The 22,292-nt window shown below is 72.2% G+C and carries 20 protein-coding genes; 8 read left to right on the top strand and 12 right to left on the bottom strand.

The genetic code is table 11. The features are described from left to right. Positions 1–31: 31 nt before the first annotated feature. From IFT73_RS00680 to IFT73_RS00670, 3 genes are read right to left on the bottom strand one after another with little or no spacing between them, the layout of a single operon-like run. On the bottom strand, positions 32–541 hold the full coding sequence (locus IFT73_RS00680; protein WP_197983450.1) for a PPA1309 family protein: 510 nt from the start codon (positions 539–541) through the stop codon (positions 32–34). After that, complete coding sequence (locus tag IFT73_RS00675; protein WP_192165763.1) at positions 541–1,611, bottom strand: PDZ domain-containing protein; 1,071 nt, start codon at positions 1,609–1,611, stop codon at positions 541–543. The genes IFT73_RS00680 and IFT73_RS00675 overlap by 1 nt, the downstream gene beginning before the upstream one ends. Before the next feature lie 49 nt (positions 1,612–1,660). Beyond that, positions 1,661–2,092: a molybdenum cofactor biosynthesis protein MoaE gene (locus tag IFT73_RS00670; RefSeq protein WP_371811119.1), complete on the bottom strand. Its 432-nt coding sequence runs from the start codon at positions 2,090–2,092 to the stop codon at positions 1,661–1,663. 100 nt (positions 2,093–2,192) lie between these two features. Here IFT73_RS00670 and IFT73_RS00665 point away from each other — a divergent pair, with 100 nt between their 5' ends. Both IFT73_RS00665 and IFT73_RS00660 read left to right on the top strand, forming a co-directional pair. Continuing rightward, positions 2,193–3,521, top strand: a complete 1,329-nt coding sequence (locus IFT73_RS00665) for a zinc-dependent metalloprotease (RefSeq protein WP_192165759.1) — start codon at positions 2,193–2,195, stop codon at positions 3,519–3,521. Then, positions 3,518–4,072: an NUDIX domain-containing protein gene (locus IFT73_RS00660; protein WP_192165757.1), complete on the top strand. Its 555-nt coding sequence runs from the start codon at positions 3,518–3,520 to the stop codon at positions 4,070–4,072. The genes IFT73_RS00665 and IFT73_RS00660 overlap by 4 nt, the downstream gene beginning before the upstream one ends. On the opposite strand, the gene IFT73_RS00655 is transcribed toward IFT73_RS00660, so the two are convergent. Together IFT73_RS00655 and IFT73_RS00650 are read right to left on the bottom strand one after the other, a co-directional pair. Further along, positions 4,032–4,523: a M48 family metallopeptidase gene (locus tag IFT73_RS00655; protein WP_371811118.1), complete on the bottom strand. Its 492-nt coding sequence runs from the start codon at positions 4,521–4,523 to the stop codon at positions 4,032–4,034. The genes IFT73_RS00660 and IFT73_RS00655 overlap by 41 nt on opposite strands. Positions 4,524–4,784: 261 nt before the next feature. After that, positions 4,785–4,943, bottom strand: coding sequence for a DUF5679 domain-containing protein (locus tag IFT73_RS00650; RefSeq protein ID WP_192165755.1), 159 nt, complete (start codon positions 4,941–4,943; stop codon positions 4,785–4,787). Between the two features lie 158 nt (positions 4,944–5,101). On the opposite strand from IFT73_RS00650, the gene IFT73_RS00645 reads away from it, so the two are divergent. Both IFT73_RS00645 and IFT73_RS00640 read left to right on the top strand, forming a co-directional pair. After that, complete coding sequence (locus IFT73_RS00645) at positions 5,102–5,926, top strand: hypothetical protein (RefSeq protein WP_192165753.1); 825 nt, start codon at positions 5,102–5,104, stop codon at positions 5,924–5,926. Positions 5,927–6,005: 79 nt separating this feature from the next. Further along, positions 6,006–7,370, top strand: a complete 1,365-nt coding sequence (locus tag IFT73_RS00640) for an ABC1 kinase family protein (RefSeq protein ID WP_371811117.1) — start codon at positions 6,006–6,008, stop codon at positions 7,368–7,370. Between the two features lie 16 nt (positions 7,371–7,386). Here IFT73_RS00640 and IFT73_RS00635 read toward each other — a convergent pair whose 3' ends face one another. Continuing rightward, positions 7,387–9,435, bottom strand: a complete 2,049-nt coding sequence (locus IFT73_RS00635; RefSeq protein WP_192165751.1) for an ATP-dependent DNA helicase UvrD2 — start codon at positions 9,433–9,435, stop codon at positions 7,387–7,389. A 149-nt stretch (positions 9,436–9,584) separates the two neighbouring features. On the opposite strand from IFT73_RS00635, the gene IFT73_RS00630 reads away from it, so the two are divergent. After that, a complete protein-coding gene (locus IFT73_RS00630; RefSeq protein WP_192165748.1) occupies positions 9,585–9,824 on the top strand; it encodes a mycoredoxin in 240 nt (79 codons plus the stop codon). Between the two features lie 177 nt (positions 9,825–10,001). Here IFT73_RS00630 and nudC read toward each other — a convergent pair whose 3' ends face one another. From nudC to moeZ, 5 genes are read right to left on the bottom strand one after another with little or no spacing between them, the layout of a single operon-like run. Next, positions 10,002–10,877, bottom strand: coding sequence for an NAD(+) diphosphatase (gene nudC, locus IFT73_RS00625; RefSeq protein ID WP_192165746.1), 876 nt, complete (start codon positions 10,875–10,877; stop codon positions 10,002–10,004). A gap of 4 nt (positions 10,878–10,881) precedes the next feature. Then, positions 10,882–14,061 (bottom strand): ATP-dependent DNA helicase, encoded by a 3,180-nt coding sequence (locus tag IFT73_RS00620; protein ID WP_192165744.1) that lies wholly within the window; start codon positions 14,059–14,061, stop codon positions 10,882–10,884. Beyond that, the gene (locus tag IFT73_RS00615; protein ID WP_192165742.1) at positions 14,058–17,285 is read right to left on the bottom strand and encodes an ATP-dependent DNA helicase; all 3,228 of its coding nucleotides are present in this window, start codon (positions 17,283–17,285) and stop codon (positions 14,058–14,060) included. Before IFT73_RS00615 ends, IFT73_RS00620 begins: the two co-directional genes overlap by 4 nt. A gap of 29 nt (positions 17,286–17,314) precedes the next feature. After that, on the bottom strand, positions 17,315–17,614 hold the full coding sequence (locus IFT73_RS00610) for an MGMT family protein (protein WP_192165740.1): 300 nt from the start codon (positions 17,612–17,614) through the stop codon (positions 17,315–17,317). Positions 17,615–17,624: 10 nt separating this feature from the next. Then, positions 17,625–18,797, bottom strand: a complete 1,173-nt coding sequence (gene moeZ, locus IFT73_RS00605; protein ID WP_192165738.1) for an adenylyltransferase/sulfurtransferase MoeZ — start codon at positions 18,795–18,797, stop codon at positions 17,625–17,627. A gap of 128 nt (positions 18,798–18,925) precedes the next feature. Between moeZ and IFT73_RS00600 the strand changes: the two genes are divergently transcribed. Together IFT73_RS00600 and IFT73_RS00595 are read left to right on the top strand one after the other, a co-directional pair. Beyond that, positions 18,926–19,570 (top strand): TetR/AcrR family transcriptional regulator, encoded by a 645-nt coding sequence (locus tag IFT73_RS00600; protein ID WP_235501782.1) that lies wholly within the window; start codon positions 18,926–18,928, stop codon positions 19,568–19,570. After that, entirely contained in the window at positions 19,567–19,824 is a 258-nt protein-coding gene (locus IFT73_RS00595) for a DUF3107 domain-containing protein (RefSeq protein WP_235501781.1), read from the top strand. Before IFT73_RS00600 ends, IFT73_RS00595 begins: the two co-directional genes overlap by 4 nt. 70 nt (positions 19,825–19,894) lie before the next feature. Here the strand turns inward: IFT73_RS00595 and IFT73_RS00590 are convergent, their stop codons facing one another. Then, positions 19,895–20,593, bottom strand: coding sequence for a ferritin-like fold-containing protein (locus tag IFT73_RS00590; protein WP_192165736.1), 699 nt, complete (start codon positions 20,591–20,593; stop codon positions 19,895–19,897). 136 nt (positions 20,594–20,729) lie between these two features. On the opposite strand from IFT73_RS00590, the gene IFT73_RS00585 reads away from it, so the two are divergent. After that, on the top strand, positions 20,730–22,199 hold the full coding sequence (locus IFT73_RS00585; protein ID WP_192165733.1) for a DEAD/DEAH box helicase: 1,470 nt from the start codon (positions 20,730–20,732) through the stop codon (positions 22,197–22,199). Positions 22,200–22,292 lie beyond the last annotated feature (93 nt).

Here is a 22,292-nt window from a genome sequence, read left to right as displayed (position 1 = left end):
CTCCTGGGTAGGGGTGGTTCATGACTCTATGTCAGGGTGCTGCGGACAGCGTGCTGCGCAGGTGCTCGATCAGGCCGGGCACGAGGTCGGGGCCCTCGAGCAGCTCGGCCTCGAGGGGCTCGCGGGCCCGGACGGCGCTGTGCGACTGGCCGTCGCGGACGACCGCGGCGACGAGGCGCACCTCCTGGCGGTCGGGGTGGGCCGCGGCCGCGGCGACGAGCGCCTCGGGATCGTCGGGCAGCGACTCCTCGGCCTCCGGCGGCAGCATGATGCGCTCGATGACGGCAGCGCACCCGATCACGGCCTCGGGCCACTCGATCTCGGTGAGCAGGTCCTCGAGCTCGCGGGAGTGGTCGAGCTCCTGCTCGACCGGCGTGATGCCGTCGGGGTCGGACGACAGCTGGTCGGCCAGCGCGGGCTCGTGGGCGATCAGGTCGGCGGTCGGCACGAGCGCGAACAGCCGCGGCGACTGGTCCCAGCCCTCGGCCGCGACGTGCGCCTCGACCTCGAGGGCCGCGCGGCGCAGGGGTGAGTCGGGCATCAGCTGCATGAGGGGACCTTCGCGTCGGGATCCTGGGCGAGCGCCTCGAGCGAGGAGATCGCGTCGTCGAGCTTGGTGATCTTGACGAGCTTGAGGCCGTCGTCGTCGCCGTCGGTCGCCTCGGAGCAGTTGGCCTGGGGCACCAGGAAGATCGAGGCGTCGGCGTTCGCCGCTCCGCGCATCTTCTGGCGGATGCCGCCGATCGCGCCGACGACGCCGTCGGCGTCGATCTCGCCGGTGCCGGCGATCTTCCGGCCGCCCGTCAGCTCGCCGGGGGTCAGCTTGTCGTAGATGGCCAGCGCGAACATCGTGCCGGCGCTGGGCCCGCCGATCTCGCGTCCGACGTTGTTGTCGATCTCGAACGGGAACGTGTAGTCGGTGCCGAGCGACACGCCGATGCGGGGCACCGACGGGTCGTCGGCGTCGGGGCGGGTCGTGACGTCGACCGTGCGCTCGGCACCCTTGCGCTCCACGGTCACCGCGACGGACTCGCCCGGGGTGGTCTCGCCGATCGCGGCGACGGCCTCCTGCGAGCTCGCGACCTTCGTGCCGCCGACGGACGTGATGATGTCGCCGACCTTCAGCAGCTTCGCGGCCGCTCCATCGGGCGTCAGGCCGGCGACCTGCGGGCGTCCCGTCACGGTGTAGCCGGCGGCGCGCAGGGCGGCGACGCGCGAGGAGTCCTTCGAGCCGTCGAGCTGGGCCGCCGAGACCGCGGTCGACTGCTGCGCCGTCTGGTTGTCGGGGTAGACCAGCGACTTCGGCACGACCGCGACGTCGCCCGAGAAGTAGGCGCGCACGGCGTCGGCGAGCGAGAGCCGGGCGTCGGCGCGCGTCACCGACACCGTCGTGAAGTCGAGCGAGCCGGAGGTCGGGTAGGTCTTGACGTCCTTGCCGAACGTGAACATCGGCTGGTCGTCGAACGAGCCGAGCGTGTCGAAGGCCGGCCCCGGACGCATCGTCACGTAGGGCATCGGGATGAGGTACGCCGCACACGTCAGCACGATCAACGAGATCGTCGCCACGACCATCGTCGAGTAGCGACGGCTCAGGCGTGTGGGGTCGGACACGGGGTGAATCCTAGTGAATCGCCCCAACTCGACGGGCACGTGGTCGGCGCTACCCGCCGTGGTCGGGGCGCACCCACTCGGCGTCGCCGGAGACAAACGTCTGGTGCTTCCACACCGGGACGTCGGACTTGAGCTCGTCGATCAGCCGCCGGCACGCCTCGAAGGCGTCGGCGCGGTGGGCGGCGGACGCCGCGACGACGACCGCCAGGTCGCCGATCCGCAGGTCGCCGACGCGGTGGACGCCGGCGAGCGCCACGACGTCGCACTCCCCCGCGATGCGCTCGGCAACGTCGCGCAGACGGTCGACGGCCGTCGGGTGCGACGAGTAGCCGAGGCCCGCGACGGCCTGGCCCCCGTCGTGGTCGCGGACCGTGCCGACGAACAGGCAGATGCCCCCGGCTGCGGGGTCGCCCACGGCGGCGTAGACCTCGTCGAGGCTCAGCGGGGTCTCGCGGATGTCGACGAGGCGTACGGCGGTCACGGCGACCTTTCGGGGTGGTGGCTGCCCTGAGGGCGGGAATTCATCGTAGGGCGAACAGCGAGGGCGGGGACCCGGCGGGACCACTCGGTACTGTGGACGCATGGCCGATGACGACAGGGACGACGCGCAGAACCCCTTCAAGGGCACGCCGATGGAGCAGATCTTCGGCGCGTTCTCGAGCGGTCAGATCGACATGAACCAGATCATGGGGCAGATGCAGAAGATGTTCGCGCCGCACGAGGGCAGCGTCAACTTCGATCTCGCCAAGGACGTCGCGCGCCAGACGCTGGCCGCCGCCGGGCCCGATCCGAGCCCCACGTCCCACCAGCAGAACGCCGTCGACGACGCCGCGCGCCTGGCCGAGCTGTGGCTCGACACCGCGACCTCGTTCCCCGCGGGCGCCACCACGGCCACGGCGTGGAGCAAGGCCGAGTGGATCGAGGCCACCGCCGCGACGTGGCAGCAGCTCGTCGAGCCGATCGCCCAGCACGTCGTCACGGCGATGAGCGAGGCGCTGCCCGACGAGGCCAAGGCGATGGCCGGTCCGCTCATGGGCATGCTCTCGCAGGCCGGCGGGGCGATGTTCGGCCAGCAGGTCGGCCAGGCCCTCGGCGGGCTCGCCGGCGAGGTCGTCTCGTCGACCGACATCGGGCTGCCGCTCGGTCGCGAGCGCGTCGCCGCGGTCATCCCGTCGGGCGTCGCCGCGTTCGGCGAGGGGCTCGAGCACCCCGCCTCCGACGTCCTGCTCTACGTCGTGCTGCGCGAGTGCGCGCACCACCGCCTGTTCCAGCACTCCCCGTGGCTGCGGTCCGCGCTCGTCGGCGCGATCGAGGAGTACGGGCGCGGCACGCGCATCGACGTCGCGGCGATCGAGTCGCAGATGCGCGGTCTCGACCCGTCGCGCCCCGAGGACATCCAGGAGGCGCTCGCCGGCGGCCTGTTCGAGCCCGAGCGCACTCCCGAGCAGCAGCGGGCGCTCGACCGCCTCGAGACCCTGCTGGCGTTCATCGAGGGCTGGGTCGACGAGGTCGTCGCCCAGGCCACCGCCGGACGCATGCCCGCCGCGACCCCGCTGGCCGAGGCGATGCGTCGGCGCCGCGCGACGGGTGGGCCGGCCGAGCAGACGTTCGCCGCGCTCGTCGGGCTCGAGCTGCGCCCCCGCAAGCTGCGCGAGGCGACGTCGCTGTGGGCGGCCATCCGCGACCGGCAGGGCCCCGAGGCGCGCGACGCCGTGTGGAGCCACCCCGACCTGATGCCCGACGCCTCCGACCTCGACGACCCCCTGGGCTTCGCGCAGGGCGAGAAGCGGTCGCAGAGCGACGACGACTTCGACGCCGCGCTGGGCGAGCTGCTGGACGGCACGACACCCGACTCCCCCGAGTCGCCGGAGTCGCCCGACTCCCCCGACGACAAGGGCCCCACCGGGTGACGCTGCGCGACGATGCTCGCGACGTCCTGACCCACTGGTCGGCACCCGACGACGAGCAGGATCGCCTGCGGTCGCTCTACCTCGACCACGTCGAGCGTCATGACGACGCCCTGAGCCGCGAGTGCCACCCCGACCACCTCACCGCCAGCGCACTGATCGTCTCGGCCGACCACACGCAGGTCCTGCTGACCCTGCACCGACGCCTGGGGCGCTGGCTGCAGACCGGCGGGCACTGCGAGTCGTCCGACGCCTCCCTGGCGCAGGCCGCGACCCGCGAGGGGCGCGAGGAGAGCGGCATCGACGACCTCGCCGTCGATCCCGACCCGGTGCTGCTGTCGCTGCACGAGGTGCCCGGCTGCGGGCCCGTCCGACCGTCCCACCACCTCGACGTGCAGTACGTCGCGGTCGCCCCCGAGGGCGCGTGCGAGGTCATCAGCGACGAGTCGGACGACCTGGGCTGGTTCGGGGTCGACGATCTGCCCGACGGCGTGGATCAGTCGGTGCGCGACCTCATCGCTGCTGCCACGAGACGCCTTCGAGAAATCCCTTAGCCTTCGTCGCGTCCGGGTGGGCGTCGACGAGCGCCCAGAACCGCGCGCCGTGGTTCGGCTCGATCAGGTGCGCCAGCTCGTGCAGCAGCACGTAGTCCACGACGTACGTCGGCATGCCCTGGAGACGGTGCGACAGACGGATCGTGCGGTCGTCGCTCGTGCACGACCCCCAGCGCTTCTCCATCGTGGTGACCCACCGCACCGACGCCGGGACGGCCTCGCCACCGAGCCACTTCCGCGACAGCACGGCAGCACGCTCGAGCAGCTCGTCGTCGCCGGGCCGCACCCGCTGCTCGCGTCGCTCGAGCCGGGCCACGAGGGTGCGCACGTGCTCCTCCTCGACCGCCCGGGGCAGATTCGCCGGCATCAGGACGATGGTCGTGTCACCGTCGCGGTACGCGCGCACGGTGCGCTTGCGACGGGCGCTGCGACGGATCTCGATGTCTCCCACACCAGCAATCTACCGGTCCGGTCGAGCTGATGTTGTCCACAGGCTTACGCAGGCATCAGCGCTGGTCAGAGGCCCTTCGATGTTTTCGTCCCCAGGCTGTCCACATGTTGTGCACGGCCCCGTCCACACGCTCGCTCGGCGTTCCCCACAGCTTGTCCCCAGTCTTATCCACAAGCGTGGACAACAGTTCGGGGAAGTCGCTTGACGGGACCCTCCCGGGACCCCTACGGTCACGCCGCCGAGGTCCCGGTCGGACGGTCGTCAGGCCTTGCCGAGGATGCGGTTGAGCTTGGTGCTGCACACCGGGCAGATGCCCTTGGCCATCCGGGTGCCCTTCTCGCTGACCTGCACCTCTCCGGTGGTCTCGCGCTTCTCCTTGCACTTGACGCAGTAGAACTCGCCACTCCAGGTCTCCGCCATGGCTGCCTCCTAGAAGTTGTGATGTGGATCACTGTCAGGGTAGCCGTGATCGGTCGCACAGTGCGTCGCCCTCACGTCGTCGCCCACGTGTCGCCGCCCCGTGTCCTGCTGTGGACGACCGGCTGGCCTGGAGCCCGCCACGGGACGACGCTGGCGCCATGGCCTTCCGACCCGCCCTGCGACCCGGCGCTCCGCTGCTGCGACGCGACGCGACACACCTGCAGATCGGCACCTCCCCGGGCATCGTGATCGCCGATCGTCCGGGGCTCGGGGCCCTCCTGCGCCTGCTCGACGGCGTCCGCGACACCGAGCGCCTCCAGCAGCTCGTCGCCCGTGACGTCCCCGAGCTGCACGCCGACGTCGCATCGACACTCGCCGAGCTGCGGGCCGTCGGGGCGGTCGTCGACGCCGACGCCGCCGAGGCCGTCCGCCGGCGGTTCGACCGACGACGTGTCGGGTTCGTCGTGACCCCCGGCGCCGCCGGTCTCGTCGCGACGACGCGAGCCGCCCTCGTGTCGGCGGGCCTGCACGACCTCACCTCGTCCGATCCCGAGCTGCTGGTCATCGTGTCGCACGGCGAGGTGGAGCGGTCGGTCTACGAGCTGGCGTCGACGAGAGGCCTCGACCACCTGCCGGTCGTCGTCGACGAGGACCGCGTGCGCATCGGGCCCCTCGTCCGTCCCGGACGCACCCCGTGCGTCACGTGCCACGACCTGCACCGGGCCGACTGGGACCCCGCCTGGACCGCGATCGTGCCGCAGCTGGGCAGCCGGCCACCGCTCGTCCGGCCCGCCGCCCTCGACGGCCTCGCGCTGCACGCCGCCGCCGTCGAGGTCGCGGCCGAGGTCGTGGCGCTGCTGGACGACGACACGCTCCGCACCGCCGGGCACTGCCTGGTCGTCGGACCAAGGCACGACGACCGCGCGTCGTGGCCCGTCGCGTTCCACCACCGCTGCGCCTGCGATCTGCTCACCGCGGCGTAGTCGCAGGAGGGTGGGGCCCCGCCTGCAGGGCCCGATCGCTGACGGGGCGGAGCAGCCGACAGGGGACTATCCTGACGAGGTGTCCGACAAGCCCGCGAAGGATCCCAGCAGGAGCCGTCCGATCAACGGCAGCACCTTTGCCCGCACGGCACGACTCGCGTCATTGCCGGTCGGATTCGCCGGGCGCACGACCCTCGGCCTCGGCAAGCGCATCGTCGGCACGCCGGCGAACCTCGTCCTCGACGAGGTGCAGCGACGCACGGCCGACCAGATCTTCAGCGTGCTCGGCCAGCTCAAGGGCGGGGCCATGAAGTTCGGCCAGGCCATGAGCATCTTCGAGGCCGCCCTGCCCGAGGAGTTCATCGGGCCCTACCGCGAGACCCTCGTCAAGCTGCAGGACTCCGCGCCGCCCATGCCGCCCGGCACCGTCCACCGCGTCATGGCCGAGGAGTTCGGCCCCGCCTGGCGCGATCGGTTCCCGACCTTCGACGACAGGCCCGCCGCGTCGGCCTCCATCGGACAGGTCCACCGCGCCACGTGGTCCGGTGACGACGACTCCGTTCCCGTCGACGTGGCGGTCAAGCTGCAGTACCCGGGAGCCGCGAAGGCCCTCATCTCCGACCTCAAGCAGATCTCGCGGCTCGCCCGCCTCTTCGGCGTCATCGCGCCCGGGCTCGACGTCAAGCCACTCGTCAAGGAGCTGCAGGACCGCGTCGCCGAGGAGCTCGACTACAGCCTCGAGGCCGGCGCCCAAGGGGTCTTCGCAGCCGAGTTCAACGGCGACTCCGACATCGTCGTGCCCGAGCCGCTGGCCCACACCGAGCGCGCCCTGGTGTCGACGTGGCTCGAGAGCGACTCGTCGCTCGCGCAGGTCATCACGTCGGGAACCCAGGACGAGCGCGACCGCTACGGCGAGGCCTACGTGCGGTTCCTGTTCGCCGGGCCCCGCCGCGCCGGCATGCTGCACGCCGACCCGCACCCCGGCAACTTCCGCATCATGCCCGACGGCCGGCTCGGCGTCGTCGACTTCGGCGCCGTCGCGCGCCTGCCCGAGGGGCTCCCGGCCTCGATGGGGCGGCTCCTGCGTCATGCCGTCGACGGCGACTACGACGGCGTGCTCGAGGGCCTGCGCGACGAGGGCTTCCTCAAGAGCAAGACCGATCTCGACGCCGACACGATCGCGCGCTACATCGGGCCCTTCGTCGAGCCGGCGCAGGTCGAGCGGTTCACGTTCAGCCGTGAGTGGATGCGCGAGCAGACGTTGCGCGTCAGTGCGCCCACGGCAGAGGGCATGGGAACGGCGATGAAGATCAACCTGCCCCCGCAGTACCTGCTGATCCACCGGGTGTGGATTGGTGGCATCGGCGTGCTGAGCCAGCTCGGCGCAACGGCGCCGTTCCGCGCGATCCTCGAGGAGTCGCTCCCGGGGTTCGCCGACGGCTGAGGGCGCTGCGCGCCGGTCAGGCCTGCTGCACCAGGTCGAGCACGGCCTCGCCGTACTGCTCGATCTTGGCGGGCCCGACCCCCGGCACCTTGGCCAGCGCGTCGGCGTCGGACGGCTTCGACTCCGCGATCGCCTGCAGCGTGGCATCGGTGAACACGACGTACGCGGGCTTTCCCTGCTCGGTCGACTGCTCCTTGCGCCACGTGCGCAACGTCTCGTAGAGCTCCTCGTCGTACGTCGCCGGGCAGTCGGCGCACCGGCCGAGCTTGCGGTCGGCCACGGCCAGCACGGTGTTGCACACGCGGCACTTGGCCACCTTGCGCTGGCGCGCCTGCGACGACACCTGACGGGCCGCGTGCCCCGCGGGCAGCAGCGTGTCGAGGAAGCGGGTGGGCTGGCGGTTGCCGCGTCCGCCGGCCTTGCGGGTCGCGGCCCACGAGATCATGAGGTCGTGACGGGCGCGGGTGACGCCGACGTAGAACAGCCGGCGCTCCTCCTCGACCATCTCGGGGGTGTCGGCGTGGACGCTCGGCATCATGCCCTCGTGCATGCCGACGCAGAACACGGCGTCCCACTCCAGGCCCTTGGCCGAGTGCAGCGTCGCCAGCGTGACGCCGTCGGCGGCCGGCGCGTGCGCCTGCTCGATGCGCCGGTCGAGATCGGCCACGAGGGCCGTCATGCCGGCCGAGGGATCGCTCTCGGCGAGGTCGGAGGCCATCGACACGATCGCGTGCAACGACTCCCACCGGTCGCGCACGGCTCCGGCGCCGGTGGGCGGCTCGTCGGTGTGCCCCATGGTCGAGAGGATGGCCCGCACGTCGTCGACGAGGTGGTGGCCCTCGGCCTCTCCCCCGCGGGCCGACCCCCTCAGCAGCGTGACGGCCTGCCGCACCTCGGCACGGTTGAAGAAGCCCGTCGCACCGCGCATGACGTACGGGATGCCGTGCTCGCCGAGCGCCTCCTCGAAGGCCTCGGACTGGGCGTTGATGCGGAACAGGATCGCCATCTCGCGGTACGGCACGCCGCGACGGTGCAGCAAGGAGATCTCGCTGGCGACGGCATTGGCCTCGGCGAGCTCGTCGGGGTAGCCGATGTAGCTGACCGGGTCGCCGGGCTCCTGCTGCGACTGCAGGCGGATGTCGTCGGTGGTGGCGGCCCGCGCGAAGACCGCGTTGGCGGCCGCGACGATCTGCGGCGTCGACCGGTAGTTGCGCACCAGCTCGATGCGCTCGGCACCCTCGTGCCGACGGGCGAACGACGTCAGGATGCGCGGCGAGGCCCCCGCGAACGAGTAGATCGTCTGACGGGGGTCGCCGACGACGCAGATGTCGTTGCGCCCGCCCAGCCACAGGTCGAGCAGCGTCGACTGGAGCGGGTTGACGTCCTGGAACTCGTCGACCACGAACCAGCGGTACTGCTGGCGGACCGTCGCGGCGATGCGCTCGTCGTCGGCCAGGATCGCGGCCGTGACGAGCAGGATGTCCTCCATGTCGATGCGCCCGCGCTCGCGCTTGACCTCCTCGTAGGTGGCCAGCACGTTGGCGACCTGCCCCGCGTCGAGGTTGGCGACCTCGCGCCGCGCGGGGCCGGCGGCGGCGGCGTAGGCCGTCGGGGCGATGTTGGAGACCTTGGCCCACTCGATCTCGGACGAGAGGTCGCGCAGCAGCGGGGTGTCGGCCCGCTGACCGAGCCGGCGCACGGCCTCGGCGACGAGCGAGAACTTGGACTGCGTGACCTCGGGGAACTCGCCACCGTAGACGTGCGGCCAGAAGTAGCGAGCCTGGCGCAGGGCCGCGGAGTGGAACGTGCGCGCCTGGACGCCCTCGGCGCCGAGGTCGCGCAGCCGCACGCGCATCTCGTTGGCGGCCTTGGTCGTGAACGTGACGGCCAGGACCTCGGTGGGCTTGTAGACGCCCGTCGCGACGCCGTACGCCATGCGGTGCGTGATCGCGCGGGTCTTGCCGGTGCCGGCTCCGGCCACGACGCTGACGGGGCCGCGGAGCGCGAGCGCGACCTCGCGCTGCTCGGGGTCGAGGCCGGTGAGCAGGTCGTCGGCGTCGGGCATGCGTCAAGACTAGACGGCGCCACCGACACCCCCGGTCCTCCGGGTCGCGGGGTGTGGAGCGCCGAGCGGTGGCTCACACGGGGCCCCGGAATGACGCGGGCGTCCCGCCTGTTGACATGATGGAGACCAGTCGTCGAAGGAGACCTTTCATGTCCGGCACGTTCACGATGTACTCCACTCCGTGGTGCGGCTACTGCCACCGCCTGAAGGGCCAGCTCAAGCGCGAGGGCATCGAGTTCGACGAGGTCGACATCGAGCAGCAGCCCGATGCCGCCCTGGTCGTCGAGAAGGCCAACAACGGCAACCAGACCGTGCCGACGCTCGTCTTCGCCGACGGCACCGCGCTCACCAACCCCAGCCTCGCCCAGATCAAGGCACAGCTGGCCTGAGCACGCCCCGCGCGCGAACGGCCGGCTGCGCGCCAGCGAAGCGTGAGCGCCGCGCGGCGGAGCCGCCCGCCCGCGAGGCGTGGCGAGCGGTCGAGCTCGATCGATGTCGCCTCGCTGCGCTCACGGTCGGCCGCGAGCGGCCTCCCTGGCGACCGGGATCGCGGTTGAGCCGACCGGTCAGGCCCACTTCCCGTGGATCGTGCCGCCGTGCCACTGCTGCAGGAGCCAGCGCGAGATCGACACGTTGGGCGGCAGCAGCAGCTCGCTCGAGGCCGTCATCTCGGTGACCTCGTCGCGGGTGAACCAGCGGGCCTCGGCGATCTCGTTCTCGTCGACCCTGATGTCGTACGACAGCGCCCGGCCGAAGAACCCGAGCATCAGGCTCGACGGGAACGGCCACGGCTGGCTCGCGGCGTACGTGACGTCGCCGACCGGCACGCCGACCTCCTCCATGACCTCGCGGCGCACGGCGTCGCCGAGGGTCTCCCCCGGCTCGACGAAGCCCGCGAGCGTCGAGAAGCGGCCCTCGGGCCACACCGGCTGACGTCCGAGCAGGGCACGGTCCTGGTCGTCGGTGATGAGCATGATGACGGCGGGGTCGGTGCGGGGGAAGTGGTGGGCCGAGCACACCGGGCACACGCGGACGTGGCCCGCGTCCGCGACGTCGGTCGGGGCGCCGCAGCGCGCGCAGAAGCGGTGCGTCTGGTGCCACCGCGCGATGCCGACGGCGTGCACGGCCAGCGAGGCCTCGCCGGCGTCGACGCTCGGCCCGATCATCCGCAGGCTGGCGGGCTCGAGCTCGTCCGGGACGCGCTCGACCATCACGGCGGCGTGGCGCTGGTCGCCCTTCAGGCCCAGGAAGATCCACTCACCGTCGGGGGCCTCGTCGAGCGAGACCCAGCGCAGGCCCGAGCCACCGGTCGTGGGGACGTGCTCACCGCCGATGACCAGCACCTTGACGTCCGGGTCGCCGACCGGCACGCGCCGCCAGGCGTCGTCCTTGCGGAGATGTCCGGCGCGGTCGTGCTGGGCGTGATCGAAGGCGAAGTCCACCCCATCACGTTAGCCCGAGCTGCTCCTCCAGGTCGGCCCGGCCGGGCAGGTCGGAGTAGCGGCGGACGTCGTCGAGCCGCACGTAGTAGAAGACCCCGTCGACCGTGGACGGGTCGATGCCCTGCAGCTCGGCCCACGCGAGCCGGTAGATCGCGAGCTGCAGCGGATCGGACGTCGGCTGCCGGTTGGTCTTCCAGTCGACGACGTCGAAGCCCTTCTCGGTGCGGTAGACCGCATCGATGCGACCGATGATCTGCTGCCCGCCCAGCATGATCGAGAACGGCGCCTCGATCGCGTGGGGCGTGCTGCCGCCGTAGGGGCCCGCGAGGAACTTCGCGGTCATCTCGTCGAGCTCGTCGTCGTCGCCGATGTGGGCGTCGCCCCGCCCCGGCAGGTCGGCGGGGTCGAGCAGCGACTGCTGACCGCCCTCGAGCTGCGCCTCGACCCAGGCGTGGAAGCGGGTGCCGAACCGCGCGCCGGGCACGGGCTCGCGCGGCATCGGGCGGGCGAGCTCGGCCAGCAGCTCGTCGCGCTCCTGCGCGAGCCGCAGGGCCGCCGTGGCCGACAGCGTCGACGGCAGCTCGATCGTGCGCACGGGGTCGGCTGCCCGGTCGGCCTCGGCGATCAGCAGCTCGAGCTCGTCCTCGATCTGCCGGACGAGCTCGAGCTCGGCCTGCTCGTCGGCCGTGCCGAACTCGGGCAGGTCGGGCGAGCCGGGGTCGTCGATGTGGGCGTCGACCAGGGCGGCCAGCCGGTGGCGGGCCGTGAGGTCGGCCGTCGAGGCGGGCCAGGCCACGGCGAGTCGCTGCTCGGCCAGGGGGTTGCGGTCGTCGGCGTCGGGCTCGGGCGTCCACAGCACCGGCTCGACACCGCGCGCCTCCAGCCAGGCCCGGGTGTTGTCGAGGAACGGCGAGGGCCCCCGCGGCCTGGTCGCCGTTCGACCCCACCAGTGCCCCGAGACGTGCAGCTCGAGCTTGGCCCGCGTGTAGGCGACGTAGCCGAGGCGACGCTCCTCCTGGAGGGCGTCGGCGGAGTTCAGCGCGCGGTACTCCTTGTCGCCGGCGTACGTCCACGCCTCGATGTCGGGCAGCTGGTCGGCGTCGCCGCGCAGGGCGACCGGCAGGGTCGTGGCACTGCCGACCCAGCGCGAGCGCCCCCGCGAGTGCGGGAAGACGCCCTTGGCCATGAAGGGCACGAACACGACGCGCCACTCCAGGCCCTTGGCCTTGTGCGCCGTGAGCAGCTTGACGGAGTCGGCGTCGGACGGGGTCGAGACCTCCATGCCGTCGTTGTAGCGCTCCTCGGCCTCGAGGTACGCCAGCAGACCCGCGAGCGAGGCGTAGGAGTCGTCGGAGGAGTAGGCCGCGACGGCGTCGAGCAGCAGGGCGATGTTGTCGAGGCCGGACGGCGCGCCGGCCGCCTCGAGCTCGACGTCGAGGTCGAGGGCGTGCATGACCCGGCGGGCGAAGTCGTACAGCGGCTCGCCGACGTGCGAGCGCAGGCCCGACAGCAGGCCGGCCAGCGACTGGAACCGGACGCGCGCCTCGGCCGAGTAGGGCAGGTCGCCCGGGTCCTCGACGGCGTCGGCGAGCGACACGATCTCGGTGGGGTCGGCGCCCTCGACGGCCTTGGCGAGCTGCTCGTCGAGCGACAGGTCGCCCTCACGGCCGAACGTCCGTCCGCTCAGCGACGCCGCACGCCGGCCCAGGAGCGCGAGGTCGCGCGGCCCGATGTGCCATCGCGGCCCCGTGAGCAGGCGCAGCATCGCGGGATTGGCCGTGACGTCGTCGACGACCTCGAGCACCGACACGAGGTCGAGCACCTCGGGCTGCGACAGCAACCCGGTGAGCCCGACGACCTCGAACGGGATGCCGGCGGCCCGCAGCCCCGCGACGATCTCGCCGTTCTCGCCCCCGACGCGCACGAGGATCGCGATCTCGGACAACGGGTGGCCGGCGTCGATCGCCGCGCGGACCCCCGCCACGACCGAGGCGACCTCGTCGGCGACCGTCGGGTGCAGCGCCACCGTGACCTCGCCCTCGACGTTCTCGGGGTGCGCCTGGAGGGGCTGCACGACGTCGGACGTCGCGTAGAACTCGGCGGCCAGCTCGTTGGCCGCCCCGATGATGCTGCGGCCGCAGCGTCGCGTCTCGACCAGCGAGAACTGTGCCCCGCGGCCGCCGTCGGACGTCGGGAACTGGTCGAGGAACTCGATCAGGTTGCCTGCCGCGGCTCCGCGCCACCCGTAGATGCCCTGCGCCGGGTCGCCCACGGCCATGACGGGGTGCCCGAGCCCGTGCTCGGCGTCGTCGCCCGAGAACAGGTTCTTGAGCAGGTCGCGCTGGGCCACCGAGGTGTCCTGGTACTCGTCGAGCAGGACGACGTCGAACCGCTCGCGCAGCGACTCGGCGACCTCGGGGACGGCCGACAGCTCGGCGCCCCACGCCATCTGGTCGGAGAAGTCCATGACGCCGGCCGTCGCCTTGGCGCGGCGGTAGCGGTCGACCAGGCGCGTCAGCTCGATGCGCTTGCGGGCTGCCGCGATGCCGCTGTCGTGCACCGCGTAGCGCTTCTCCTCGCCCTCGAGCCGGGCGATGAGGTCGACGTCGAAGGCGCGCAGCTCGTCGGTCCTGACGAGGTGCTCGGACAGCTGGCCGTCGAGGGCCATGACGTCGCCGACGAGCCGGGGCACGTTGGTCGAGACCTCGACCAGCTCGCCGTCGTACGACTCGATGGCCTGCGCGACCCGCTGGAAGCGCGACGCGTCCGAGAGGATGCGCAGATCGGGCTCGATGCCGAGACGCAGGCCGTGCTCGGCGATCAGCGTGCCGGCGAAGGCGTGGTACGTCGACGTCGTGGGCTCGCCGTCGGCCTCGACCTCGAGGGCGGCCAGCGACCGTCGGATGCGGACGCCCAGCTCGGCGGCGGCCTTGTTGGTGAAGGTCAGACCGAGGATGCGCTCGGGCGCGACCCCGTGGTGGCCCACGAGCCACACCACGCGCGCGGCCATGACGGTCGTCTTGCCCGACCCGGCGCCCGCGATGATGACGCTGGGTCGGTCGACCGGAGCCGTGATGGCGGCCAGCTGGGGCTCGGAGAAGCGGAACGGCGGCCGTCCGGGAGCCGCCGGGTACAGGCCCTGGAAGACGCGGTCGAGGGCGTCGGTCGTGGGGAGCCGCGTCATGGCTGCCCACCTCCGAGGATGCTGGCGCCCTCCGGCTGGGCGGGGCAGGCGCGCTGGAACTCGCAGTAGCGGCACGACTTCTCGCTGGGCGTCGCGTCGAAGCTCTCGTCGGCGATGACGTGCACCGACCGGGTCAGCTGCTCGAGCGCGAAGAACGGCTGATCGGCCGGTGGAGCGTCCTGCGGCTGGACGACCGGGTAGTCGGGCAGCTTCTTCTCGCCGTTGCGCAGCTGGACGAGCTCGGCACCGGCCGCCCGGATGCCCTCGGCCAGCTCGGACGTCGCGCCGAGGTCGACCGCCAGCTGGTAGAAGCCCAGCTGCGGGTGCTCGGCGAGGTCCTTGCGGTCGGCCACGGACTTGCTGGTCTTGAGGTCGACGACGTGGACGCCGTCCGCGTCGATCTCGACCCGGTCCATCGAGCCGCCGAGGGTGACCTCGCGCCCGTCGATCGTGGTCGTCACCGAGAACTCGTGCTCGGCCGCCAGCGTCGTGCGGCCGTGCTGCAGGTGCCACGACACGAAGCGCACCAGCGCGTCGCGCGCCTCGGCCCGCTCGCGACCGCCGATCCAGTCGGCGGCGAAGGCCAGCTGGTCCCAGACGGAGTCGACGTAGACCCCCAGCGCCTCGGCGTCGGCCGGGAGGCGCTGCTCGGCGACCTCGGCCGCGACGGCGTGGACGACCGATCCGAAGCCCTGGGCCGTCGTGGTGGCGGTGGAGGCCTTGACCTCGTGGTCGTAGAACCACTTGAGCGGGCACTCGACGATCGAGCTGACCGAGCTGCCCGACAGGCGGATCGTCGCCTCCGGATCGCGCATCGGCAGCTCGCTGCGGGTGATCGCCGCCATGCCCCACCACCGCTCGGGACGAGCCGGTCGCGTGGCACCGCCGGGGCGTTCGGCCAGCAGCGCGAGCGACCGGGCGACCCGGTCGCGGACGACGTCGCTGTCGGTGGTCTCGCCGAGACGCCGGAGCGCGGCGATGGACCCACGCAGCGACAGCGGACGGTCGGGACGGCGCCGGGGCTGCCGCTCGGGCACCGAGCCGTCGGCGTGACGGTGCAGGTGGTCCCACAGCTCGGAGACGAACAACGACGGCTGGTCGCCGTCCTCGCGGCCGCTCTCGACCGCCGTGACGACCAGGTGCTGCCGGGCCCGCGTGCACGCCACGTAGAACAGTCGTCGTTCCTCGCGCAGCGCCTCGCGCGCCGTCGGGGGCGACACCTCGCCGTGGGGGCCGAGCCGCTCGGCGCGCAGGAAGCTGCCGCGGTGCCGCACGTCGGGCCAGGTGCCGTCCTGCACGCCGGCGACGACGACGGTGCGCCACTCGAGGCCCTTGGACCGGTGCGCCGTCATGAGCTGGACGGCGTCGGGCGCGATCGCCCCCTGGGCCAGCGTGTCGGCCGGGATCTGCTGCGCCTCGAGCTCGGCCACGAAGGTCGCCAGGCCACGACGCTGCTGCTGCTCCTCGGCGCGGGCCGCCTGCGCGAACAGCGCCACCAGGACGTCGAGGTCGTGGTCGGCGCGGGCCGAGCCCTCGCCGTCGCCGAGCGCCTCGGCCCGCAGGCGGTCGCGCCACGGGGTGCCCGACCACAGCGTCCAGAGCACGCGCTCGGCCGACTCCCCCGCCAGGATCTGGTCGGCGGCACGGCGCAGCAACGAGGCCAGCCGCGAGGCCTTGGCCGCCGAGTGGCCCAGCGGCTCGTCGGGGCGCGCCAGCGTCAGCAGGACGGCGGGTTGACCGAGTGCCTCGGCCAGCAGCAGCCGCGAGGCCCGCGGACCTCGCTCGTCGGTGCGGTCGGCGGTGCGCAGGGCACGCCCGACGCGCCGGAGGGCGGGTGCGTCGAGCCCGCACAGCGGTCCCGAGAGCAGGGAGTCGGCGGCCGCCGGGTCGAGGGGGCGGTCGTGTGCGATGTCGTCGGCGGCCCGCAGCGCCGCGAGCAGCGAGCGCACCGAGGGCTCGGACGCCAGCGGCAGCTCGTCGCCGGCCACGACGACCGGCACGCCGGCCGCGCTGAGCGACCGCTGGTAGCGGGCGATGTCGGCGCCCGACCGCACCAGCACGGCCATCTGGCCCCACGGCACCTCGCGGGCCAGGCGCTGCTCGCGCAGGATCAGCGCGATGTGCTCGGCCTCGGCGGTGGGCGTCGCGAACGTCTCGACGTGCACGTCGCCGTCGAGGTGGCGACGCGGCGTCAGGTGCCGCAGACCGTCGAAGTCGGGGCCGTCGACCGCCCCGAGCACACCGCGGTTGGACACGATCGAGGCGGCGGCCGCCGAGATCGTCGCACCGTAGCGACTGGTGCGGCTGAGGACCACGAGATCGGCCGGCGAGCCGTCCGGCCGGGGGAACTGCGTGCGGAAGTCGAGGATGCCGCGCACGTCGGCGCCGCGGAACCCGTAGATCGACTGGTACGGGTCGCCGACGACGATGACGTCCCTCCCGTCGCCGGCCAGTGCCCGCAGCAGCTCGACCTGCAGCGGGTCGGTGTCCTGGTACTCGTCGACGACGACCAGGCGGTAGGCGGCGCGGACGCGGTCGCGCCGGGCCGGGTCGCGCAGCATCTGGACGGCCTGGAAGACCAGGTCGGAGTAGTCGATCGTGTTCTGCAGGGCCGCGACCCCGGTGTAGTCGTCGAAGAACCGCGCCGCGGCCTTCCACTCCTCGCGTCCGGTCGACTCGCCCAGGCGCAGCAGGTCGAGCGCGTCCATGTCGCGGCCGCGGGCCGTGGACAGCAGCCGCTGCATCTCGGCCGCCAGACCGCGCGTGCGCAGCGACGGCCGGATGATCGCCGGCCACTCCTCGGCGTCGCCCTCGGCCAGGAGCCGCTGGATCACGGCGTCCTGCTCGGGCGCGCTGAGCAGCTGCAGGGGACGCACGAAGTCGTCCGGGTCCTGCAGCTGCCGCACCAGGGCGTAGCAGAAGGAGTGGAACGTCATGGCCGGCGTGGACGCCGTGGTGCGGGCGAGCCGGCGCGCGATGCGCGACTTGAGCTCGTCGGCGGCCTTGCGGCTGAACGTCAGCACCAGGATCTCGTCGGGCGCGAGGCCCCGGTCGACCCGGTCGGCCACGACCTCGACGAGCGTGGACGTCTTGCCCGCGCCGGGGCCGGCGAGCACCAGCAGCGGCCCGCCGGGGTGGTCGACGACGGCTCGCTGCTCGGCGTCGAGCGTCGGCACGTGCGCGGGCTCGACGTCAGGCGTCCGGAGCACGTACTCGATCGGCATGACCCCATCCCACCAGACGGGGCCGACAGTCAGTCGCGGTACTGCCAGAGTGCCCGCGACATGTCGACCGCGTGGCCGTTGGCACGCATCGGCGTGCCCTCCTCGGCGTAGTGCTCCTGGGCACCCATGCCGTGCGCCGCGGTGAGGCTGCCGTCGGCCCGCACGACGCGCCACCACGCGACCGCGCCACCGTCCATCGCCATGACACGACCCACCTGGCGCGGGCCGCCCTCGTCGAGGATCTCCGCGACGGCCCCGTACGACAGGACCCGGCCGGGCGGGATCCGCTCGACCAGGTCCAGGACGCGATCGGTGTAACCGTCGTCCACGTCGGTTCGCTCAGTACGTCGGCTGGCTGGGGTCGATCTGGTTGACCCACGCCACGACGCCGCCGCCCACGTGGACGGAGTCCTTGTAGCCGGCACCCTTCAGGACCGCCAGCGCCTCGGCCGAGCGGACGCCCGACTTGCAGTGCAGGACGATCTGCTGGTCGCTCGGCAGCTGCTCGAGCGCCTTGCCGTTGAGGAACTCGCCCTTGGGGATCAGCACCGAGCCCGGGATCTTGTTGATCTCGTACTCACCCGGCTCGCGCACGTCGACCAGGACGAAGTCGCGGCCGCCGTCGTTGCGCTCCTTGAGCCAGCCGTCGAGCGTCGCGACCGAGATCGTCGAGTCGGCGGCCGCGTCGGCGGCCTCCTCGCTGATCGCACCGCAGAACGCCTCGTAGTCGCTCAGCAGCTCGGTGGGCAGGACGCCGTCGGGGTCGCGACGGATCTTGAGCGTCGAGTACCGCATCTCGAGCGCGTCGTAGACCATCAGGCGGCCGATCAGCGGATCGCCGATGCCGGTGATGAGCTTGATCGCCTCGGTGACCATGATCGAGCCGATCGAGGCGCACAGGACGCCCAGCACGCCGCCCTCGGCGCACGACGGGACCATGCCCGGCGGCGGCGGCTCGGGGTAGAGGTCGCGGTACTGCGGACCCTCCTGGGCCCAGAAGACGCTGACCTGGCCCTCGAAGCGGTAGATCGAGCCCCACACGTACGGCTTGCCGAGGATGACCGCGGCGTCGTTGACGAGGTAGCGCGTCGCGAAGTTGTCGGTGCCGTCCACGATCAGGTCGTACTGGGCGAAGATCTCCAGCACGTTGTCGTTGTCGAGGCGCTCGTTGTGGACGATCGTCGTCACGTACGGGTTGGTCTCGGCGACCGACGCGGCGGCCGACTCGGCCTTCGGCCTGTCGATGTCGGACTGGCCGTGGATGATCTGGCGCTGCAGGTTCGACTCGTCGACGACGTCGTCGTCGATGATGCCGAGCGTGCCGACGCCCGCCGCGGCGAGGTACAGCAGCGCGGGGCTGCCGAGGCCGCCGGCGCCGATGACCAGCACCTTGGCGTTCTTCAGGCGCTTCTGGCCGGTCATGCCGACGTCCGGGATGATGAGGTGGCGGCTGTAGCGGCGCACCTCGTCGATCGTGAGCTCGCTTGCTGGTTCGACGAGTGGGGCGACCACGGGTTCTCCTTCGATGGCACGTACGACGACTTCAGGCACAACGTCGCATCGGTTCCCCATTGTTCCCGGTCGGGACACGGGCCCGCTCCGCCCGTCCGGATCGTGGGCGCCCCCAGTAGGCTGAGCTGGTGACCGAAGCCATCCCGATGCGTCAGCGCACGAGCCGACTGCCGCGCACCGCGCGCAGGGCCCAGCTGCTCGAGGTCGCGCTCGAGGTGTTCGTCGAGCAGGGGTACCACTCGGCGTCGATGGACGAGATCGCCGACCGCGCCGGCGTGTCCAAGCCCGTGCTCTACCAGCACTTCCCCGGCAAGCTCGACCTGTACCTCGCCCTGCTCGAGACGTCGTGCGACACCGTCGTCGAGGGCGTCAAGGACGCCCTGGCGTCGACGCAGGACAACCGCCGACGCGTCAAGGCCACGATGGAGCTCTGGTACGACTACGTCGCCGACCAGGGCGCCGCGTTCCGCCTCGTGTTCGAGTCCGACCTGACCAGCGACCCCGCCGTCCGCGCGCAGGTCGACCGGGTCGTCGAGGAGTCCGCGGCCCTCGTGGCCGAGGTCATCAGCGACGACACCGGGCTGCCGCCGGCCGCCTCGCACCTGCTGGCGGTCAGCCTCGTCGGCATGGGTCACGTCGGCGCGCGCAACTGGCTGTCGCACGACTCGAGCCTGTCGCGCGACGAGGCCGTCCAGCTCGTCGCAGCCCTCGCGTGGCGCGGCATCGGAGCCTTTCCCCGCAACGAAGACGACAACATCCAAGGAGTTGAGTGACCGTGGAGGTCAAGATCGGCGTGCAGTACGCGCCCCGTGAGCTGTCCGTGTCGACCGAGGACGCGCCGAAGGACGTCCTGGCCGCGCTCGACGAGGCTCTCAAGAACGACAGCGTCTTCACGCTGACCGACGACAAGGGCCGCACCGTGGCCGTCCCGGCCGCGAAGGTCGCGTACCTCGACTTCACGTCGGACGCCGGGCGCAAGGTCGGCTTCGGCCTCGCCGCCAGCGAAGCCGTCACCGCGGGAGCCTGACCGCTGCGCGGTGACCTGGCGACGTGTCCTGCGACCGGACAGGTCGCCAGGTCACCGCGATGGTGAGGCTCTACGCGGCCAGGCCCAGCTTGTCCATGCGGGCGGCGTGGGCCTCGGTCAGGCGCGTGAACATGCGCCCGATGCCGGCCAGGTCCATGCCCGGGTGGTCGACGCCGCCCACCAGGACGGTGCTCAGCGCGTCGCGCTCCGCGACGACCATCTGCGCCTGGCTCAGCGCCTCGCCCATGAGCCGGCGCCCCCACAGCGCCAGACGTCCACCGACGCGGTGGTCGTCGTCGATCGCGCCCCGGATCGCGTCGATCACGAAGTCGGAGTGCCCCGTGCCGCTCAGCGTGTCGAGGACGAGCTCGCGGGTGTCGGCGTCGAGGTACGCCGCGATCTCGCGGTAGAAGTCGGCGGCCAGGCCGTCGCCGACGTAGGCCTTCACCAGGCCCTCGAGCCAGTCGGACGGCCTGGTCTGCCGGTGGAACCGCTCGAACGTGGCCGCGAACGGCAGCATGACCTCGAAGGGGTCCTCCCCCATCGCGACGAGGTGGTCGCGCAGCTTCTCGAAGTGCCCGAACTCGGCCGTCGCCATCGCGGCGATCTCGACCTTGTTGCGCAGGTCGGGCGCCATCTTGGCGTCCTCGGCGAGTCGCTCGCACGCGCTGATCTCGCCGTAGGCCAGCAGCCCCAGCAGCTCCAGGACGCCGGTGCGGTACACCGGATCGTCGATCGTGGAGGGGGTCGGATCGTCGAGGGAGGCCATGACGATGGAGCGTAGCGTGCGCCCGCGGCGGCGGGCTCACGAACCACAGGGCTCGCAGACGTTAGACTGACGGTGGAAATCCCACGAATCTGAAGAATTCGAGAAGACCCTGACTACGTTCAAAGATCTGGGCGTCATGCCCGAGATCGCCGACGCGCTCATCGCCGTCGGCATCGAAGAAGCTTTCCCGATCCAGGAGATGACGCTCGGCGTCGCCCTCCAGGGCACCGACCTCATCGGCCAGGCGCGCACCGGAACCGGCAAGACGCTGGCCTTCAGCATCCCGGTCATCCAGCGCATCTCGCTGGCGGCCGACGCCGACTTCGACGAGGAGCTCGCCGGCAAGCCGCAGGCCCTCATCGTCGCGCCGACGCGCGAGCTCGCGATCCAGGTCGCCAGCGACGTCGCCGTCGCCTCGAAGGGTCGCGGCACCCGCAACCTGACGATCTACGGCGGCGTCCCCTACGAGTCGCAGCTCGACGCGCTGACCGCGGGCGTCGACATCGTGGTCGGCACGCCCGGACGTCTGCTCGACCTGGCCAACCGTGGCGCGCTCGACCTGTCGCACATCCGCACGCTGGTGCTCGACGAGGCCGACGAGATGCTCGACCTGGGCTTCCTGCCCGACGTCGAGTCGCTGCTGGCCAAGACGCCCGAGTCGCGCCAGACGATGCTGTTCTCGGCGACCATGCCGGGCGCGATCGTCGGGCTGGCCCGCAAGCACATGCGCCACCCCATGAACATCCGCGCCGAGTCCGGTGACGACGACAGCCAGATGGTGCCGGCGACGGCGCAGTTCGTCTGGCAGGCCCACGACATGGACAAGCCCGAGATCGTCGGGCGCATCCTGCAGGCCGAGGACGTCGGACGCGTCATCATCTTCACCCGCACCAAGCGCACGGCGCAGCGGGTGGCCGACGAGCTGATCGACCGGGGCTTCCCTGCCTCGCCGCTGCACGGCGACATGGCACAGCCGGCCCGCGAGAAGGCACTCGCCCGCTTCCGCGAGGGCAAGATCGACATCCTCGTGGCGACCGACGTCGCGGCCCGCGGCATCGACGTCGCCGGCATCACGCACGTCATCAACTACAACTGCCCCGAGGACGACAAGACCTACGTGCACCGCATCGGCCGCACGGGTCGCGCCGGCGCCTCGGGCATCGCGGTGACGTTCGTCGACTGGGCCGACATCACGCGCTGGAAGCTCATCAACAAGGCCCTGGGCCTGCCGTTCGACGAGCCCCAGGAGACGTACTCGACGTCCGAGCACCTGTTCCACGACCTCGGCATCGACCCGAACGTCAAGGGACGCCTCAAGGCCGCGTCGCCGCGCGAGCCGAAGAAGGACGACGACCGTGGCGGTCGTGGCGGCAACCGCGGCGGCGGTCGCGAGGGCGGCAACCGCGGCGGTGGCGGAGGCGGTCGTGACGGCGGCAACCGTGGCGGCGGAGACCGCGGCGGACGCCAGCAGTCGTCGGGCGGGGGCCGTCCGCAGGCCGCGCCCGATGCCCCGGCTCCCCTGCCTACGGGCGAGGACGCGCCCCGCATCCGCAAGCGGAGCCGCACCCGCACCCGCAGCGGTCAGCGCTCGACCAACCCCGAGTAGCACCCGCCCGCGAGTCGCGTACGCCCGCTCGCGAGTCACACAGGCCCGGCCACGAGTCACTCGTGGTCGGGCCTTCGTGACTCGTCGGCGGGC

Origin of the sequence: Aeromicrobium sp. CFBP 8757 (assembly GCF_014841755.1) — a bacterium.
Lineage (GTDB): Bacteria > Actinomycetota > Actinomycetes > Propionibacteriales > Nocardioidaceae > Aeromicrobium.
Note: the sequence above shows the minus strand (reverse complement) of the source record. Positions and strands in the feature narration are given on the sequence as shown.

Bases quoted from the DNA above. Each gene is read 5' to 3' on its own strand.
- IFT73_RS00680 (WP_197983450.1), bottom strand. From the start codon at position 541: ATGCCCGACTCACCCCTGCGCCGCGCGGCCCTCGAGGTCGAGGCGCAC.
- IFT73_RS00665 (WP_192165759.1), top strand. From the start codon at position 2,193: ATGGCCGATGACGACAGGGACGACGCGCAGAACCCCTTCAAGGGCACG.
- IFT73_RS00650 (WP_192165755.1), bottom strand. From the start codon at position 4,943: ATGGCGGAGACCTGGAGTGGCGAGTTCTACTGCGTCAAGTGCAAGGAG.
- IFT73_RS00645 (WP_192165753.1), top strand. From the start codon at position 5,102: ATGGCCTTCCGACCCGCCCTGCGACCCGGCGCTCCGCTGCTGCGACGC.
- IFT73_RS00635 (WP_192165751.1), bottom strand. From the start codon at position 9,435: ATGCCCGACGCCGACGACCTGCTCACCGGCCTCGACCCCGAGCAGCGC.
- IFT73_RS00630 (WP_192165748.1), top strand. From the start codon at position 9,585: ATGTCCGGCACGTTCACGATGTACTCCACTCCGTGGTGCGGCTACTGC.
- IFT73_RS00620 (WP_192165744.1), bottom strand. From the start codon at position 14,061: ATGACGCGGCTCCCCACGACCGACGCCCTCGACCGCGTCTTCCAGGGC.
- IFT73_RS00615 (WP_192165742.1), bottom strand. From the start codon at position 17,285: ATGCCGATCGAGTACGTGCTCCGGACGCCTGACGTCGAGCCCGCGCAC.
- IFT73_RS00590 (WP_192165736.1), bottom strand. From the start codon at position 20,593: ATGGCCTCCCTCGACGATCCGACCCCCTCCACGATCGACGATCCGGTG.
- IFT73_RS00585 (WP_192165733.1), top strand. From the start codon at position 20,730: ATGCCCGAGATCGCCGACGCGCTCATCGCCGTCGGCATCGAAGAAGCT.